This window comes from Deltaproteobacteria bacterium, from assembly GCA_016210045.1.
GTDB lineage: Bacteria > UBA10199 > UBA10199.
In genome coordinates this window covers 40,230-58,019 of record JACQUX010000024.1, presented here as the reverse complement: position 1 = coordinate 58,019, position 17,790 = coordinate 40,230, and the positions used below count along the sequence as shown (strand labels likewise).

At 62.3% G+C, this 17,790-nt stretch carries 11 protein-coding genes; 8 read left to right on the top strand and 3 right to left on the bottom strand.

The genetic code is table 11. From position 1 onward, the window contains the following. The first annotated feature begins 73 nt into the window (after window positions 1-73). Window positions 74-2,749, top strand: a complete 2,676-nt coding sequence (locus tag HY696_07915) for a thrombospondin type 3 repeat-containing protein (GenBank protein ID MBI4238325.1) — start codon at window positions 74-76, stop codon at window positions 2,747-2,749. A gap of 1 nt (window position 2,750) precedes the next feature. Here the strand turns inward: HY696_07915 and HY696_07910 are convergent, their stop codons facing one another. Further along, a complete protein-coding gene (locus HY696_07910) occupies window positions 2,751-4,496 on the bottom strand; it encodes a helix-turn-helix transcriptional regulator (protein MBI4238324.1) in 1,746 nt (581 codons plus the stop codon). A gap of 323 nt (window positions 4,497-4,819) precedes the next feature. On the opposite strand from HY696_07910, the gene HY696_07905 reads away from it, so the two are divergent. Beyond that, window positions 4,820-5,479: a hypothetical protein gene (locus HY696_07905; GenBank protein ID MBI4238323.1), complete on the top strand. Its 660-nt coding sequence runs from the start codon at window positions 4,820-4,822 to the stop codon at window positions 5,477-5,479. Window positions 5,480-5,499: 20 nt separating this feature from the next. On the opposite strand, the gene mutS is transcribed toward HY696_07905, so the two are convergent. Continuing rightward, the gene (gene mutS, locus HY696_07900) at window positions 5,500-8,133 is read right to left on the bottom strand and encodes a DNA mismatch repair protein MutS (GenBank protein ID MBI4238322.1); all 2,634 of its coding nucleotides are present in this window, start codon (window positions 8,131-8,133) and stop codon (window positions 5,500-5,502) included. Between the two features lie 132 nt (window positions 8,134-8,265). After that, entirely contained in the window at window positions 8,266-9,039 is a 774-nt protein-coding gene (locus HY696_07895; protein ID MBI4238321.1) for an MBL fold metallo-hydrolase, read from the bottom strand. 132 nt (window positions 9,040-9,171) lie between these two features. Here HY696_07895 and alr point away from each other — a divergent pair, with 132 nt between their 5' ends. The 6 genes from alr (at window position 9,172) to purH (ending at window position 17,704) form a co-directional block, all read left to right on the top strand. Beyond that, window positions 9,172-10,341, top strand: coding sequence for an alanine racemase (gene alr, locus HY696_07890; GenBank protein MBI4238320.1), 1,170 nt, complete (start codon window positions 9,172-9,174; stop codon window positions 10,339-10,341). Window positions 10,342-10,425: 84 nt separating this feature from the next. Continuing rightward, window positions 10,426-11,178, top strand: a complete 753-nt coding sequence (locus HY696_07885; protein ID MBI4238319.1) for an ABC transporter permease — start codon at window positions 10,426-10,428, stop codon at window positions 11,176-11,178. Then, window positions 11,175-11,936 carry an ABC transporter ATP-binding protein gene (locus HY696_07880; GenBank protein ID MBI4238318.1) on the top strand — a complete coding sequence of 254 codons (762 nt, stop codon included), beginning with the start codon at window positions 11,175-11,177 and terminating at the stop codon, window positions 11,934-11,936. The genes HY696_07885 and HY696_07880 overlap by 4 nt, the downstream gene beginning before the upstream one ends. Before the next feature lie 275 nt (window positions 11,937-12,211). Further along, window positions 12,212-14,485, top strand: coding sequence for a hypothetical protein (locus tag HY696_07875; GenBank protein ID MBI4238317.1), 2,274 nt, complete (start codon window positions 12,212-12,214; stop codon window positions 14,483-14,485). A gap of 296 nt (window positions 14,486-14,781) precedes the next feature. Further along, a complete protein-coding gene (locus HY696_07870) occupies window positions 14,782-16,155 on the top strand; it encodes an MCE family protein (protein ID MBI4238316.1) in 1,374 nt (457 codons plus the stop codon). A 16-nt stretch (window positions 16,156-16,171) separates the two neighbouring features. Next, a complete protein-coding gene (gene purH, locus HY696_07865; protein ID MBI4238315.1) occupies window positions 16,172-17,704 on the top strand; it encodes a bifunctional phosphoribosylaminoimidazolecarboxamide formyltransferase/IMP cyclohydrolase in 1,533 nt (510 codons plus the stop codon). The last annotated feature ends 86 nt before the right edge of the window (window positions 17,705-17,790 follow it).

The window sequence follows — 17,790 nt, the reverse complement described above, 5'->3', positions numbered from 1 at the left end:
TGGATTCACCTTGAGTCGGCCCCCTGTGGTCCGCTATAGTGAACCTCCATGATCCCGACATTGGAGGTTTGCTATGCGGCAGTTTGTTTGCATGATGGGTATTGGCCTCTGTTGCCTGACCGCGGCGTGCAACGATCAGCAGGGCTCCACGTCACCGGCAGCGACGCCGACGCAAAGCTCGACGCCAGAACCGCAGCCCTCGAACACTGATCCGACGGGCTCTTCCGCGAGCGGTGGGGCGACGACGGCGAGTTCCAGTGCCAGCGGATCATCGGGCGACGTGACGACGAGTCCGTCCAGTAGCGGCGGCGGTGGGTTGGCCGTGCTGCCACAAGATACCGATGCCGACGGCGTGGCGGATCCGGACGATAACTGCCTGACGACTGCGAATCCGAATCAGATCGATCTCGACGGAGACGCATTAGGTGACGACTGCGACGACGACCTCGACGGCGACGGGGTGGTCAACATGAGCGATCACTGTCTCCTCGTTGCCGATCCGTCGCAATCCGATCTGGACAAAGACGGGATCGGCGACGCCTGCGAAGGTGATCGCGACGGTGACGGCGTGGCCGATGCGAAAGATAATTGTCCGCAAGGGCCGAATCCCGCACAGGCCGATCTCGACGACGACAATCAAGGCGACGCGTGCGATGCCGATATCGATTGGGACGGACTCCCGAACGCGACGGACAATTGTCCCTATGTCGTGAATGTGGAGCAGCAGGATCTGGATCAAGACGGCGAGGGCGACGCCTGCGAAAACGACGTGGACGGCGACAAACAGATGGACGCGGAAGATAACTGTCCAAACGTGGCGAACGCGGATCAGGGCAATACCGATGGCGACAAGTTCGGCGATGCGTGCGACGACGATGCCGACGGCGATGGACTGGTGAACGCAGCGGACAACTGTGCAGCGTCCGCGAATGCGGAACAGGTCGATCAAGACGGCGACGCGCTTGGGAATGCCTGCGACGACGATACCGATGGCGACGGCGCGTTGAATGCAGCTGACAACTGTCCGCTCCTGGTGAATGCCGATCAACTCGACAGCGACGGCAATCAAGTTGGGAATGCGTGTGAACAAGACCAAGACGGCGACGGCTTCAACGATACACTCGACAACTGCGGCGGTTTGCAAAACGCCGATCAAGCGAACGCCGATGACGACGCACAAGGCGATCTTTGCGATACCGACGACGACAACGACACGATCCTCGATCCGAAAGATAACTGTCCACTGGTGGCGAATACGAACCAACTCGATGTGGATCGGTTGAATCACGACAGCACGAAGATGGGCGACATCTGCGACAGCGGGGCGGTGTGGGTGGGCGCGAACGGCGGTGCCGACGCCGACGGGAGTCTGGCCAAACCGTTTCCGACACTGAAGCAGGCGATGCAGGCGATCCAGGTGAACGGGAAGCGGAAGCTGTTTCTGCTGGCCGGAACCTACGAGGCGAAGAATGCGTTGGGTCAAGCGTTGTTCCACAACGTCTCATTCTACGGCGGGTACAGTTATGACCCGGCGACGCAGATCCTGACCCGCGATGTGACAAAGACGCCTACCGTGCTCAATGGAAATGTCATCGTCGGGAATACGGGAGGGACGACATATCTGTGGGGTGTTCAGATCACGACAGTCGTGCAGTCTGGAGCGCTGGGCGCGTTGACGGTCTGGAATACGGCCGATCTTGATGCATTGACGATACAGGCCACGGCCGAGGCCGGAGACATCTTACCGAGTGTCAACGGCATCACGATCGTGCCGAAGCAATCGGGTACGACGGTGACGCTGCGGAATAGTACCATCACCGTCGGCGAGCCGACGCAACTCGATGGTGGGGCCACCGGGGTGTCGGTGTCTGACTTCGAGGGACATCATTACACCCTGAACGGCCGGAGAAATACGATCCTGGTGCAAGGGAGTTCGACGAGTACCGGCCTACATTTGTTGGAACAGGCCGCGACGAAACAATCGCAACTGACGTGGCGCGACAGTGTGATTACGCTGACGGCGGCACAAAAATCGGCGACGGCGGTGGAGGTGCAAGGCGGTGCGGCAGTGTTGTTGGAGCGGAATCGGCTCAGTGTCAGCGGTGCCGAAACGGCGACCGGTATCCAATTGGATGGCGTGGCAGCGAGCATGGTGGCGACGAATGGGATTTTCGTCGACAATACTTCGGCCGCGCCGAATTGGACCACGGGGTTGGATCTACTGCATTTGGGGCAACTGCGTGTCTGGGCGAATACCGTGCGTGTGCGTCAAGGCCCGCGTGTGCGAGCCGTATATCTGGAATCGATCGCCGATGGGAGTCTCTACGACAACATCTTGGCGCCCGCGGATGGGACAGAGCACACAGCGGCCATCGCCTTTGCGCCGACCAAGTTTGTGCCAGTGCAGCTCGTGAAGAATCTGAGTCGGCCGTTGCCGGTGAAATATTGCTACAACGACCAGACTGGTGAGTATGCCATCGACGATGCGATGATTCAGGCCAAGGCCCTTCCGTTCAACGCGAGCGGCACAATCGTGGCGGAACCGCAATTTGATGAAGTGTATCAAGGCGTCGCGGATCCGTTCCACGTCGGTAGCGGGTCGCCGGTCATTAATAAGGCCTACAACCTGCTGCAGATCGGGACGGAGTGGAAAGGGCCGTGGGGTGCGGCTGACTTTCGCTCGGACCTGGTCGGACACACGCGGCCGTCCAGCGGTGGGTTTGATATCGGCGCGTATGAAGTGAAGTAGTTTACTGCGACGCGTGGGCCAACGCGCGCAGCTCATCGATCGGGATATTGAAGATCCGCGGATGGGCGAGGATCGCTAACGTATCGTCTTCCGGAGGCCGAGCGTCGCGTTCCAAGTAATAAATCGTCGTTTCGGCGAGTCCCGTTTTTTTCGCCAGTTCCGCGCGACTCCAACCGCGCAGCGTTCGCTCGAACAGCAAGCGGTGACTTAACGTTCCCGATGTGCGGGGCTCGTTATAGGCGCTGACCCCTTTTTCTTTTGCTCCGCCGGTGACATACACCTCCGGCGCGTAGCCTGGCAGTGCAAACGGCCACGACGCGAGCGGTTCGACTAGCACTCCGGTTGGTTGGTGCGTGGGAATAAGTCGCGGCAAGTCCGGCATCAGCGCGAACAGGCCCTCGACGCCCATTCCATAAAAATCGATCAGGTCGAACGCGGTCTCTAGAGTCAGCGGTTTGCCGCGGTTGTGTTCCAAATGGATCAACGTCTTGTCTTTGTGGATCGGGAAAGCGGTGTGGCCCAGCACGTCCGTGAGCCGCAAGCCGCGAACGATGCGATGGGCGCGCGCGAGTCCGCCGATCCCGAAACGGCGCAGCTGTTCCGTGGGGCGGCAGTGGTTGGCCGCGTGTAACTGGACCCGTGCGGCAGCAATCTGCGGCGCGCAATAACGATCGAGGAACGGTCGATAGCAGCAATAGACGAGCCCACTCACATCCGGGAGTTCGAGCAGATTGAGGAGGCGGGCCAGACTGGAGAATGGGAAATAGCGACGTGGATGGGCCAAGTTAGTGGCAATTTGCGACAACGGGATTCCGAGGGTCGTGACGAGGACTTCGCGACTGAGGCCCAGTTGGTCGAGGATGTGATTCAGATAGTACAATCCGGGGTTGGGGCGTCCCTGCAGGGCTTGCCGCACCGGAATGAGCAGGCCGGCGAAGGACCCATGCGCATGACGATATTGGTATTTGGCACGGATGCATTGCACGGCCGCGCGAAAGGCCGGTTGCTCCCGTGGGAAGAGATCGGCGGCCAGTTGCTGGAGTGCGAAGCTGTTGACGTGGTGCGGATCAATCGCTTGCTTCGCCTGTAGTGCCTCATCGAGCAGCATGACAGCACGGAGCAGTTCATCCACCGTGATCGCCGGATCGAGCACGGGACTGGTCCGCAGAAAGACGCGTGCCTCGCGCTCCAGCGCGGGGAAGTTGAATACGACTTCGGTGGTCGGTACCCGCTCGCCGGGAGCGGCGTAGAAACGGCGCATCTTGTGATGCACGCGCGCGACGGCGCGGATGAATTCCGGATCGCGTTCGCTGAAGAAGTCGCCGGCGACTTCTTCATGGAAACTTAGCGCGTCGATGTCGAACGTCGGCGCCTCACGGGGGACCGAGCAGCGGACCCGCACTGCCTGATTGAAGATGTCCCAGAAATCCCCGAGCGCTTCGAAGTTGGCGATCCGGAATCCCTTCAACCGAAATAGGAGTTTGACCGTCGCCGCGATCTCCCGCCATGCGGTAGAGATCCCCGCGTAGTTGCGATACGGCAGCGGGAGGTCCTGGGGACGGAAGGTGACTTCGTCGGAGTCGTCACCGCTGGCATCCACGCTATCGGCATCCTCAGGTGCTGGGGGCGCCGCCGGTGTGGAGGGTGGTGGCGGGGAGGGGGGGCGTGCTCCCCGCCGCCCCGCCAACTCCGCCGCTAAGTGCATCTGATGGGGACAGGTACCTTCAAATGCCCGTGTATTGGGCATTTGAAGGTACCTGTCCCCATAGGAGTGAATTGGCGGAACGCGGAGTGGCTGCGGCGGAGAAAGTTGGGGGAGGACAATTTTCGGGATCTGAGGTCGAACACGGCGCTGTGGGCCGAGTTGGCGCCACAGCGCGCCCCCTATCCGACTGTTCCGACTGGAGCGCACCGCCCCACCATAGATGTGCAAAGGCTGATTGCAAGCGGTTTTGCTGGGGTGATGGGCCGGCGAGGCTGTGAAATCAGGCATTGCATCGCCATCTCTGCATGTAATGAGTTGACAGAATATGCGCGGTATTGTTATCCGACCTCAAAAGGAGGCGGATCATGGCAAACGTCGTTCGGTGGGGCGCATTGCGTCCTTATGCAAAGGTAGGAATTGGCGTGGTCGAAGCAGGACTGCGACGCGCAGGCAGGACGCAATGCACCGGCGCGAGTCCGGAATCCTTTGAAGCGGCCGCTCGTCTCGGCGCGCGACTCTTTCCTCGTGCCGAAACCGATGGGCATTATGTGATCTTCCAGGCTTCGCGTTGCGGCTTTAGTGCCGCTGGGGACGCAGGAGCAGTAGATCGCAATCTGTATCTCGCGTCCATGTTTGCGTTGTCCGAAGCGACAGATCTGGTGTTCGCTGGTACCGTTGCAGAGGTGGCCGCCCGCGGATTCGACGGATCGATAGCCCATATGACGGCCATTCTCCCGGAGCACGGCGCTATTGCGCCTATCGAGGCCGCCCTGTTTAATCATCTCGTGCAGCGCCTGGCCGTGGGCGGCACGCTCAGTGTCTTGGCGGCAGACCAAGCGAGAGTGCAGTTAGCGGCAACTGCGGTCCGAGATATGAGAACCCGCGATGAGACCGCCACGCTGTTGGGCATCGAGTTGGTGTCGCTCGATGTTGAGCGGCCACTCTATTTCTTAAGCGCTCGGCGCTTCGCTTCAGTGGATGCGAGCATTACGTATCTGGAAGCCACCGCACGCGCTGCGGGTTGATCGTCACAATCTTTGCCTGCTTAGATCGCAGTCGTGTCTCGCACTTGTTCCACTAATTCCGCCAGCAGTGTCAGCGCGGCGAGTGGCGTCAGCGTCTGGGGGTCGAGGATGCGGAGGCGCTCGCAGACGGCTTCGTGGCGTGGGTCTGGCGACGGGAAGAGGCCGAGTTGCGCGGCCGGCGGGGCGGACGCGGTGCGCCAGGGGTCTTGTTCGAGTTCCGCTAACAATTCGCGTGCGCGGGTCGTGACGGATGGTGGCAGTCCGGCCAAGCGCGCGACTTCAATACCGTAGCTCCGGTCCGCGGCGCCGGGGACCAGGGTGCGCAAAAAAATAATCCGATCGTTCCATTCCTTGACGGCCATCGTGAAATTCGCGACGCCGGGTTTGGTGTCGGCGAGCCGCGCCAGTTCGTGATAGTGCGTGGCGAATAGCGTGCGCGCGTGGACGTGGTCGTGGAGATATTCCGCCACCGCCCACGCGATGGAAATGCCGTCGTAGGTGGACGTTCCGCGGCCGAGCTCGTCGATCAGGATCAGGCTGTGTGCCGTGGCCTCGCGCAGGATCGTCGCGGCCTCGGCCATTTCGACCATGAACGTGGATTGGCCGCGTGCCACGTTGTCGCTGGCGCCGACGCGGGTGAAGATCCGGTCGGTGAGGCCGATCACGGCGCGCTTCGCCGGGACGAAGCTGCCCAGATGTGCCAACAGCGTGATCAACCCGACTTGGCGCATGATGGTCGATTTGCCCGCCATGTTTGGGCCGGTGATGATCAGCAGCGGTGTGTTGGGCGAGGTCTCCCCCTCACCCATCCCTCTCCCCAAAGGGAGAGGGGGGTGGATGCCCCGCGGCTCGCCTTGGGGCGCACTCATCCCGACGCAGCAATCGTTGGGGACAAAGCGCTCGTCGCGTAGCATCCGTTCGACCACGGGATGGCGGCCCGCCTCGATGGCGATCATTGGGGCCTCGACCAACGTCGGGCGGCAGTAGTCGCCTTCTTGCGCCACCCGCGCCAATGCCAACAACGCGTCGAGGTCGGCCACTTGCCGCGCGCTCTGTTGGATGCGCGGCAGCGCGTGCGCCAACTCTTCGCGTAACCGCGTGAAGTGCTCATATTCCAGCGCGTGGCTGCGCGCCTCCGCGGTTACGACTTGTTCTTCATATTCTTTCAATGCCGGCGTGATGTACCGCTCGGCGTTGGTGAGCGTCTGTTTGCGGATATAATCGGCCGGTACGCGGTCACGATGCGTATGGGTAATCTCGAGGTAATATCCGAACACGCGATTGAAACGCACTTTCAGCGAACCGATGCCGGTCCGCGCGCGCTCCGAAGCTTCCAAGCGGGCGATGAAGCCCTTCCCTTCGTACTGCAACGCGCGCAAGCGATCGAGTTCCGCGTCGACGCCGTCGCGGATCACGCCGCCGTCGCCGGCGCTGAGTGGCGGCTGATCGACGAGGGTCGCGGCGATGCGGTCGGCGGCATCGGCGCACGGATCGATAGCGTGGCTGAACGATGCCAACAGCGGAGGCGATTCCGGGAGCGTGCGTATGATCGTCGGCAAATGGCGCAGCGAATCGCGCAACGCGATGATGTCGCGCGGACTGGCATGGCCGGTCGCGATCCGTCCGGCAATCCGCTCCAGATCGGCCACGCCGGCGAGCGTGGCGAGCAAAATTTCTTGGCGTGTCACGTCGGCCATTAACTGTTGCACGGCGTCGAGTCGCGCGTCGATCGCGGTCACGCTGCGCAGCGGATAGAGCAACCAATGGCGGAGTCGCCGCGCGCCCATCGCGGTGCTGGTGCGGTCGAGCAGCCAGAGCAACGAGCCTGCGCGCTGGCCGTCGTGCAGCGTCTGCAGCAGCTCCAAATTGCGGCGCGTGGTCTCGTCGAGCACTAGATAGTCGTGGGCCTGATATGGCTGGAGCGTCGTGATATGTGTGATCGGCTTCGCGCCGGCCACTTTCGTGTAGTGGAGATAGTGCCAGATGGCGGCCGCTGCGCTTTGACCCAACGCGCCGACGGCGTCGCACCCCGCGAGCAACGGCAGTGTGGTGCGGTCGAACGCGGCCGCCTCCAGCGGCGTACAGGTCATTGCGCGCGTGGTTGGTGACCACGGCAGTTCCGACGGCACCAGCAATTCCCGGGGGCCGATCCGATCGATCTCTTCGCGTGCCGCCGCCAAGCTCCCGAATTCCGTCGCGCGGAATTCGCCGGTGGAGATGTCGATCACCGCCAAGCCGTAGCGCGCATGGTCCACTACCAGCGCCGCGAGATAATTGTGTTCGCGGGCGTTCAACCCTTCGGCGTCCAGCACGGCGCCGGGCGTGATGACGCGCACCACGTCGCGGCGGACCACGCCCTTGGCCTGTTTCGGGTCCTCCACTTGTTCGCAGAGCGCCACTTTTTTTCCGGCGGCCAACAACTTCGCCACATAGCCGTCCGCGGCGTGGATCGGAATGCCGCAGAGCGGAATGGGGGAGGCGTCGTTCGGATTGCGCGTGGTGAGTGTGATTTCGAGCAGCGGCGCAGCGGTCTTCGCGTCGTCGAAGAACATCTCGTAAAAATCACCGACGTGGAAAAACAGGATGGTGTCCGGATCGGGATATTGCGCCTTGATCTGCCAATACTGCCGAAACATCGGCGTGCCCATCTCCACGCTACGCTGCGCCGCCGATGTCGTCATGCCAGCGTGGCTAACAAATCCGTGGGGGGGTGTCTACTCTGTGGCGCGTTTGTCGCGGCACAGTGCTACTGCATGCTTCATCCGTCTACAGCGGAAGCAGACGCGTTACGCGGAATGACCACTCCAACTCCAACGCCCGCCGCCGGGTTCCAAGACGTGGACGGTTTCGCCGATGCCGCGGGATGCCGCCAGGGATTGGAGTCGCGTGACTTGGGCATCTCCCCAGCGCGATAGACCGAAGCTCCCCCAATGAATCGGCAACGTGTGCTTGGCCTTCAGGTCGATCGCGGCTTGGACGCATTCCATCGCATTCATCGGCTTGGACGGTGCCAGCCAGTGCGGGACGAAGCTGCCGACCGGCAGCAACGCCAAGTCGATCGGATAGACGTTGCCGACCTCGCGGAAGTGGGTGCCGTAACTGGAGTCGCCGGCGAAATAAATGGTGTGCGAACCTAACTGGATGACATAGCCGCTCACTTGGCGAAAACGGAGGCCCGGCACGTAGCGCCCGCCGTAGTGGCGGACTGGGACCGGCGTGATCGTGACGTCCGCAGTTGGCATGTGCGGGACCCAATGGGCGAGTTCGACGATCGGGTTGTTAATGAAGCGATACAACACGGGCCCGGCCTTTGGGGGGACGATCACCGGCACGGTGCTGGGGATGAATTTGAAGCTCGGGATATCGAGGTGATCGAGATGCGTGTGACTGACGACGATCGCGCTGAGCGGCGGCAGCGTGCCGGCGTCGAGCGGACGGCCGCGGCGTGGCATCCCGTAGAGGCGTTGCCCCAAATGCGGATCGGTCAATACGGCGAGTTCACCACATTGCAGCAACACAGTGGCGTGGCCGAGATAGGTGGCGAGGAGTGGGGCTTGCATATTGCTGGCGGAGGCTTTAGAGGGGCGGGCGTGCGGGGTCAAGGGGAAAGGGGATGTGGGTGGCTGGGCAAATGATCTCACTTGGTCCGATCCCCAGCCACCAGCCACGAGTCACCAGTCACCGCTTTTCATATGAATCAACTTCGTCCCACGTGGGCTGAAATCTCTCGCGACGCGTTGTTACACAACGTTGGTCTGGTGCGCGCGCAGTTGCCGGCGGACGTCGGCGTTGTGGCAATGATCAAGGCGGATGCGTACGGCCATGGCGCGACACAGGTCGGCTTGTGGTTGGAGAGTGCCGGAGTGGCCGCGATGGGCGTCGCGACGATTGAGGAAGGGATTGAGTTGCGCGCTGCCGGTGTGCAATCGCCGATCTTAGTGATGGGCGGTCTGATGGGCGGTGGCGTTGCGGCCGCGCGCGCGATGCTGGCGCAGCGACTCACGCCGGTCTTGCACGCGGCCGACGGACTGCGGGCCGTCGCGGAAGCCGCGGCTGCTGCCGGCGGCCCCATCGATTTTCACTTGAAGATCGACACCGGGATGACCCGCTTAGGCGTGCGTCCGGAACAGGTGCCGGCACTGTTGACGCAACTCGCCGACTATCCGCAGTTGCGGCTGGCCGGCGTAATGACCCATTTTGCGGAGGCCAATCACGCGGCGGAACGCCACGCGCAGTGCGAATGCTTTGCCGCCGCGGCCGCGACCATCCGCGCGCGCGTCGCGGGTCCGTTGGTCTGGCACCTCGGCAATAGCGCCGCGGTGATCCACCACGGGGACTCCGTGCCGTCAGCGTGTACGCCGTTTGCGTTGCAGTCAGGGGATCAGTTTTGGGTGCGTCCCGGGATCATGCTGTACGGCATCGCGCCGTTTCCGGAAGACGAAGGCCGACTCCCGCTCCGACCGGTGATGAGCCTGCACAGTCGGATCATTCTCGCTAAATCGGTGCCGACAGGAACGAAGGTGAGTTATGGCGGGATGTGGACCGCGCCGCGTCCCAGTCGACTCGGCACGATTCCCGTCGGATACGCCGATGGCTATCCGTGGGGTGCCGTGGGCCAGGCGCGGGTGTTAGTGCGTGGCGTTGCCGTGCCGATCGTCGGCCGGATCACGATGGATATGGTGATCTGCGACTTGACTGATTGCCCCGAGAGTCAAGTGGGGGACGAAGTCGTCTTTCTCGGTCAACAAGGTTCGGCCACGTTGCGCGCCGAAGAGATTGCGCGGTGGTGCGGGACGATTCCGTACGAGATCGTCTGCCGCGTCTCGAAACGGGTGCCGCGGATTTATCACGGGCGTCCGTAATACCTTCGCACGACGAAACATATGGAACGCGTGCTGCAAATATTCCGTCCGCTGTTCGAGCCGCTCCGCTACACGAGCTTGACCATGACCCGCGCGTTCGGCAATTGGTGCCTCTTTGCGGCCGAGGCCGTGCGATGGTCGGGCCGTCGTCCGTGGCGCATGGTCAATGTGCTGAAGCAAATGGAATTTGTCGGCGTGCGTTCCACGCCGATCATCGTCCTAACCGGCGTCTTTGTCGGCATGGTCTTCGCGCTCCAAACCGGCAAGGCCTTTGCGTTGTTCAACGCCGAAAATCTCGTCGGTGCGACGATCGGTCTCTCGCTGACGCGCGAGATCGGGCCCGTGTTCACCGCGATCATGGTCGTCGCGCGCGCCTGTTCCGCGATGGCCGCGGAGATTGGCACCATGCGGGTCACCGAACAGATCGACGCCCTCGAAGTGATGGGCGTGAATCCGATCCACTATCTCGTAGTGCCGCGTTTAGTGGCGACCACTCTGATGGCTCCGCTGCTCACGATGTTGTTCAACTTCGTCGGGGTGATGGGCGGCTACGTCGTGGCCGTCGGGATGTTGCATATCGCGCCGGGTCCGTTTCTGCACCGGCTCTATCACTACGTCGATCCCTCCGACGTCTTCGGCGGATTGATCAAGGCCGCTTTTTTCGGTTTCGCCATCACGCTGATCAGCTGCCATCGCGGCTTCTACACCCGCGGTGGCGCCGAGGGCGTGGGGCGCGCCACCACCAGCGCCGTGGTGTTGTCGTGCGTCACCATCCTGGTGATGGATTATTTTCTGACATCATGGATTCTGGAATTCATTTCCCCGCCACAGCTATGATCGAACTCCACAATCTCCATAAGTCGTTTGGGCATCAGCACGTGTTGAGGGGTGTGCATCTGACGATTCCGACCGGCAAGGTCACGGTGATCCTGGGCCCCAGCGGGACGGGCAAGTCGGTGATGCTGAAGCATATCATCGGGCTGTTGCAACCGGATCGCGGCACCGTGCGGGTCGACGACACCGACGTGAGCACGCTCTCCAGCGTCGAAATTGCGGCCTTTCGCCGTCGCTTCGGGATGGTGTTCCAAAACGCCGCGCTGTTCGATTCGATGACGGTCTTCGACAATATCGCGTTTCCGTTGCGGGAGCAGGGCGGCTTGTCGGAGGACGAGGTTACGCAACGGGTCCACGAACAGCTCGCTGCCGTCGGATTAGAAGGTGTCGACGCCAAAATGCCGGCTGAACTCTCCGGTGGGATGCGTAAGCGTGTTGGGCTGGCGCGCGCGATCGTGCTCCGGCCCGCGATCCTGCTCTACGACGAGCCGACCACTGGACTCGATCCGCTGATGACCGATCAAGTCGATCGCCTGATCCTCGCGATGCAACACGGACTGCAAGTCACCTCCGTCGTGATCAGCCACGATATCGCGTCCGCGTTTCGCATTGCGGACCAGATCGCGATGTTAAGCGGCGGACGGATCATCGAAGTCGGTTCCCCGGCGGCCTTCCGCGCCTCGCCGAACGAAGTCGTCCAGCGCTTCATTGAAGGGCGGAGTAACGGGCCGGCGGGGATTGAAGAGACGATGGATATGTGAGCGTGGTTGCTTGTTCCGGGGGCCGGGGCCGCGGCGGGGGGCGCACAGGGTACGCTATCGCGGCGGCATCGAGCCGCCGCGCGCTCGCCCTCGCCGTTTTCGTCATTAGATTACGCATGGAGAAAACGGCTCCGAGAGCCCCTGTGCGCCCCCCACCGCTTCCCCGGCTGACGCACTGCGCGGTCTCTGGTGATACCGGAGCCTCACCCTATTGGTGCTAGGCCTCCGCAACATTTTCTGCTGAAACCCGATAATATTACCGGAGGACGCAGCGCATGAGTCGGGTGGCGGTGATTATTAATGGGGATCGGGAGCCGCGCCATGTGGAGAACGTGGAGCGAGCGGCGGCGCGGTTGCGGGATGGGGGATACGAAGTCCTTGTAGTGAGTCCGGAGCGGCCGGATGGGGTCGATGGTGATCACTATTGGGCCCCGAATCAGGCCGCGTTGGACGCGGTGCGGGCGCGGCTCGTGGCTACGGTCTCGGCGGACGATACAGTTCTCCTTTATACAACGGGGCATGGCACAGAAAACGGACTGGTGTTGCCGGATGCGACGGTCAGCGGCGAGCGGTTGGCGGGATTGGTCTCGGGATTGGCATATCGCGAGCGGACCGTGATCATGGATCAGTGTTTCAGCGGCAATCTCGCGACGCGCTTTGCGGGAGATCCGCGCACGTTGTTCGCTTCGGCCGGATCGCTCAACGAAACCGTATGCTGCGATCGCTTCGCGCCGTTCCTCTGGGCGCCCGACGCCGAGATCCCCGATCTGAATGCCGATGGGGTGCGGACGTGGCAGGAGCGGCTGGCCTATGCGGCGAGCAAGGTGGTTGGTTCCGTCCCGCGCTTCTTTGTGGGCGGGTTGCATTACATCGATGACGGGATCGCGGAAGCGGAGGCCACGCAGCCGGCATTCGATGGTGCCGTGATCGCCGTGTCGGATGAGGCGGGATTGAAGGGCGCCCTCGCGCGGCTGCGGCCGGGGGAAGTGGCGGTTGTCGACTTCTCCGCGACCTGGTGTAACCCGTGTCAGGATTATAAACCGACGTTCGCCGCGCTCGCACGAGCCGACGGAGGCCGCAGACTCTTTATCCGCGTCGAGTCGACCGATGCGGCATGGATGGCGGCGTATGGCGTGACGCAGTACCCGACCGTGATGCTCTACGGCGACGGCTACTTTCATCGCGTCACCGACATCGATCACCCGTTGGCCGAACTCTCGGCGCTGGCCGCACCGACGATCGTGTCGACCGATATCCCGTGGATCTTGGACCGCGCCGTCGCGACGCCGACCGATCCGTTGTTGCCGTACGCGCTACAGACCCATTTGGCGGCCTTCCAACCGTCCCACCACGCGGCGCTGGCGGCAGTGTTAGCGAAGCATCCGCCGCTCTTGGAAATATTGACGCGGGTCCTGACCGAGCAACCGCAACATTTTCGCGCCTTCCTTCCGCTGCTGTTAGAGTTGGCGCGCCATAACGATAAGGCCGCAACATTTCTTTTAACGAGCACGTGGAAACTCGAACCCTCCCCGTATCTGGCCACGGATGTCCCGCTGCTGATCCAGGCCGCGAGTGCGGCGAGTGAATTTCCGAAGCCGAGTCTCACGCTGGCGCTTAAACAACTCGCGGCGACACAACCGGCCTTCTTCAACGAGGCGCAGCTCCCGGCGATCCTCCAGTTGCGCGCGGGCAGGAATGAGTATTGGACTGCCGAACTGTTGCTGATGTTGCTGACGCGGACGTCTTGGACGCCGACACCGGAACATTTCGCACTGGTCCGCGACGTCTTTGCGTCGAACGGCAATCTCGGCCGTGCGATCATCGCGTGTTGGCAGTCGCGGCCGGAGCTGCGGCCGACGCTGGTGCCGTTGTTGGCCGCTGGAATGGGGCAGAGACCCGACTACATGCCTGACCTTGTCGCCGTCGTGCACAGCGAGCCTGCGCTGTTGGCGCCGGTACTTGCGGCCCTCCGACCCGAGAATCCGCTGGGGGCCGGTCTCGGCGCCATCCGGCTACTCGCTGATCTCTTTCCTATGGAGAGTCGCGCGATCCCGCATGTTACGGCGTTTGTGCAATCGCCCATCGGGGCGCAAATCTGGGAACGCGATCCGACCATGCCGACGTCGTTTGCGATGCTCGTGGCAGCGAGCCCGTATTTCCCGTGGGCCGCCGAGCGGTTGGAAACCGTGTTGCGGACCCCCGGCTTCAAGATCACACTCGACATCATGCCGCATCTCATCCGGCTCGCACCACGGTACCCGAAGATCGGGTGGGCCATCATGGGGCATCTGAATCGCCGCGCAAAAGATCGCATTATGATGAGTTTCGAAAACGAACTGACCGCGCTGCTCGCAGTTGCCCCCCACGCCGCCAGTGCCGGAATGGCGCTCGAAACGCTGGCCCGCCGCCAGCCCCACCTCTTCGGACGCCAACACATCGCTCCGCTCGAGGCCGCTGCCACGCAACAAAAAGCCGCCCGCCTTGCGCTCGACTGCCTCCGCACCACCCGTCCCGCCCTCTTCGCAAAACACGCGAATCTGTTGGAGTGACAGTCGCCTTGGCTTTGTTGAGCAGTGGCGATTTCTGTGACGCCTGTGTCGGCAAAGGCTGCGGTCGGAGCGTCCGGTCTGGCACGGGCGCTCGCAGCCGTTTTCTCCTTGCGAAATCTCATGACGAAAACGGCGAGGGCGAGCGCGCGGCGCCTCGATGGCGCCGCGATAGCGTACCCTGCCAGACCTGACGCTCCGACCACAGTCCCACGTCACAAGAAAAACGTACGCGCCCTGATCTTCAACTACCCCTTTACCTCCGCAGCAAATCACGTTAACGGTCCGCCACTCACGCTATGCTACAACGGAAATTGGAACTCAAAGTCGGCTTCTTCGCCGCGCTTATCTTAGTGCTCCTCGTCTACGCCACCCTCAAAGTGGGCGAGGGGAACTTCTTCATCCCGACCGGCTACGAACTCGTGGTGCAGCTCGACAACGCGATGGGGCTGAACGAAAAAACCCCGGTCGAAATCGCCGGGATCTCGGTCGGCTATGTGAAGAAAGTCGAATTGGCGGCAGACGGTCGTCACGCCCGCGCCCACCTCCAAATCGACCGTCCCGGGGCCACGGTGGCGGCGGGGACCAAGGCCGTCGTGCGGGCGCGCGGGTTTCTCGGTGATAGCTACATTGCACTGGTGCCGGGGCCCGTCGGCGGACCGACGTTGGAACCGGGCGCCGAACTCGAATTCGGCGGCGTCGGTGGCGACATGAGCTTGGTGCTGACCGACTTCGGCGAAGTGGCGAAGGACTTTAAAGCCATCTCCCAATCGCTGCGCGAACAGATGGCGGGCGACAACGCCCCGGTGAATCGGATCATCCATAATCTCGACACCTTTTCCGCGACGATTCGTGAACTGGTCGTGCAAAACCAACGCAACATCGACGCGATGGTCGCCAACTTTGCGGCCCTCAGTCGTGACTTGCGCGGCATGGCCACCAACGTCCGACCCGACTTGGAAGAATCGTTTTCACGTGTCGCGAGCATCTCGCGGAAATTGGATGAAGGCGAAGGGACGATCGGCCAGTTGATCAATAACAAGGACACGGTCAACAAAGTGAACGACGCCGCTGATTCGCTGACCGATGCGCTGGGCGGTTTCAAAAAACTCCAAACGGAAGTCGGCTATCACACCGAATATTTGGGCGGGACGAAGGACTTCAAACACTACGTGCATCTGAATTTGCATCCGCGTCCCGACGAAGGATTCCTGTTGGAGTTTGTCGAAGATCGCACCGCCTCGCCGAATCGCGCCACGCGGACCTCCACGGTCACGGCCAACGGCCAGACGACGGCGGTCTCGGCCGAGACGACCACGTTGGATCAAAACAAATTTCGCGTCTCCGCGCAGTTGGCCAAGAAATTTTATAACCTGACGTTGCGCGGCGGGATCATCGAAAATCGCGGCGGTGTCGGTTTCGATTACGACGTCGGACGTCTCGGACTCTCTGCGTCGGCCTTCGACTTCAACACGAAGAACGGCAACAAACCCCATCTCAAGTTTATGGGCACTGCGCGCCTCACGCCGAGTCTCTTCCTGGTCGGCGGAATGGACGATCCGCTGAACCCGAATCAGAAGAAAGATTGGTTCGTCGGCGCGGGGCTGAAATTCGTCGACGAAGACATCAAGTCGTTGCTGGCCGGAGGTCTCGGCGCAGCGGTCAAGAAGTAACGGAGTGGTTATGCCAATCGTGCGTCGTGCGCTCATCAGTGTCTCCGACAAGACGGGCCTGGTCGAACTGGGACAAGCGTTACACGCGCTCGGCGTCGAATTGTTGGCGAGTGGCAAGACTGCGGAGGCGTTGCGCACGGCGCACTGTCCGGTCACGGAGCTCGCCGCATGGACCGGGATGCCGGAGCTGCTCGATGGGCGCGTGAAGACGCTGCATCCGAAGATTCACGCCGGCATCTTGGCGCGGCGCGATCTGCCGGCGCATGTCGCCGATCTGCAACAGGCCGGATTCGCTCCGATCGATCTCGTCGTGGTGAATCTCTATCCGTTCGAACAGACCGTGGCGCAGCCCAACGTGACATTGGCGGACGCGATTGAACAAATCGACATTGGCGGTCCGACGCTGTTGCGCGCCGCAGCGAAGAACTACGCGCATGTCGTCGCATTGTGCGACCCGGCCGACTATGCCGAATGTTTGGCGCAGCTGAAGGCCGGGGATGGCAATGTCCCGGAGGCGTATGCGCTGCAGTGCGCCCGTGCGGTCTTTGCCCGGATCGCCGCATACGACGCCGCGATCAACAACTACTTAGCGGAACGCGATGCGACCGATCCCTTCCCCGCGCAGTGGAGTGCGCATTACACGAAAGTCCAGGCGATGCGCTACGGCGAGAATCCGCACCAAGCGGCCGCGTGGTATCAAACGGCCGGAGAGTCGTTGAATATCGCGGCCGCATTGCAAGGCAAGGCGCTGTCGTACAACAACCTGCTCGACACCGACGCCGCGATCCACTTGGCCGGCGAACTGCGTAGTTACCCGTTCGCCGCCGTCATCATTAAACACGGCAATCCGTGCGGAGTCGGAGTTTCTGAACGAAGTCTAGCCGAGGCCTTCGGTATGGCGCTGGAGGCCGATCCGTTAGCCGCGTTCGGTGGCATCGTCGTGACGACGACGGAACTCGATGACGCCACGGCCCGCGTCGTGAGTGAACGTTTCTTCGAAGTCATCTGCGCGCCGAGTTTTGCGGCGAACGCCCGTACATTGCTCGCCGCGAAGCCCAACTTACGCTTAGTGCCATGCTTGTGGCCGCGCCCCGAGCCGTGGTCGCTCCGTTCCGCGTGTGGCGGCTTGCTCGTCCAGACCAGCGACGTGCGCGAAGAAGTGGCGCGCGATTGGCGCGTGGTGACGAAGCGGGCCCCGACGCCGGAGGAAGAACGGGCGTTGGCGTTGGCCTGGCGCGTCTGTAAATATGTCCGTTCCAACGCGGTCGTGTTTGCGACCGGCGCGGCCTCGGTCGGGATCGGAGCGGGGCAGATGTCCCGGGTCGATGCGGTGCGGGTCGCAACCATGAAGGCCGCCGGCCGGCCGGCAGTCGCCGCCGCCTCTGACGCGTTCTTTCCGTTCCGCGACGGCGTCGACGCGATCGCCGAGGCACGAGTCCGCGCCGTCATCCATCCCGGCGGGTCGGTGCGCGACGCCGAAGTCATCGCCGCCGCCGACGAACACGGTATGGCGATGGTCGTCACCGGCACCCGCCACTTCCGACATTAATTGCCCCCCATGGTCCCGACCAAAGTCATTTGAGTGGGGACAGGTACCTTCAAATGTCCGCCAATGCTGCATTTGAAGGTACCTGT

What these genes read in the sequence shown, in the direction of transcription:
- HY696_07910 (MBI4238324.1), bottom strand. Translation starts at nt 4,496, where the DNA reads ATGCCCAATACACGGGCATTTGAAGGTACCTGTCCCCATCAGATGCAC.
- HY696_07870 (MBI4238316.1), top strand. Translation starts at nt 14,782, where the DNA reads ATGCTACAACGGAAATTGGAACTCAAAGTCGGCTTCTTCGCCGCGCTT.
- HY696_07880 (MBI4238318.1), top strand. Translation starts at nt 11,175, where the DNA reads ATGATCGAACTCCACAATCTCCATAAGTCGTTTGGGCATCAGCACGTG.
- HY696_07915 (MBI4238325.1), top strand. Translation starts at nt 74, where the DNA reads ATGCGGCAGTTTGTTTGCATGATGGGTATTGGCCTCTGTTGCCTGACC.
- HY696_07885 (MBI4238319.1), top strand. Translation starts at nt 10,426, where the DNA reads ATGACCCGCGCGTTCGGCAATTGGTGCCTCTTTGCGGCCGAGGCCGTG.
- HY696_07895 (MBI4238321.1), bottom strand. Translation starts at nt 9,039, where the DNA reads ATGCAAGCCCCACTCCTCGCCACCTATCTCGGCCACGCCACTGTGTTG.
- alr (MBI4238320.1), top strand. Translation starts at nt 9,172, where the DNA reads ATGAATCAACTTCGTCCCACGTGGGCTGAAATCTCTCGCGACGCGTTG.
- HY696_07905 (MBI4238323.1), top strand. Translation starts at nt 4,820, where the DNA reads ATGGCAAACGTCGTTCGGTGGGGCGCATTGCGTCCTTATGCAAAGGTA.
- HY696_07875 (MBI4238317.1), top strand. Translation starts at nt 12,212, where the DNA reads ATGAGTCGGGTGGCGGTGATTATTAATGGGGATCGGGAGCCGCGCCAT.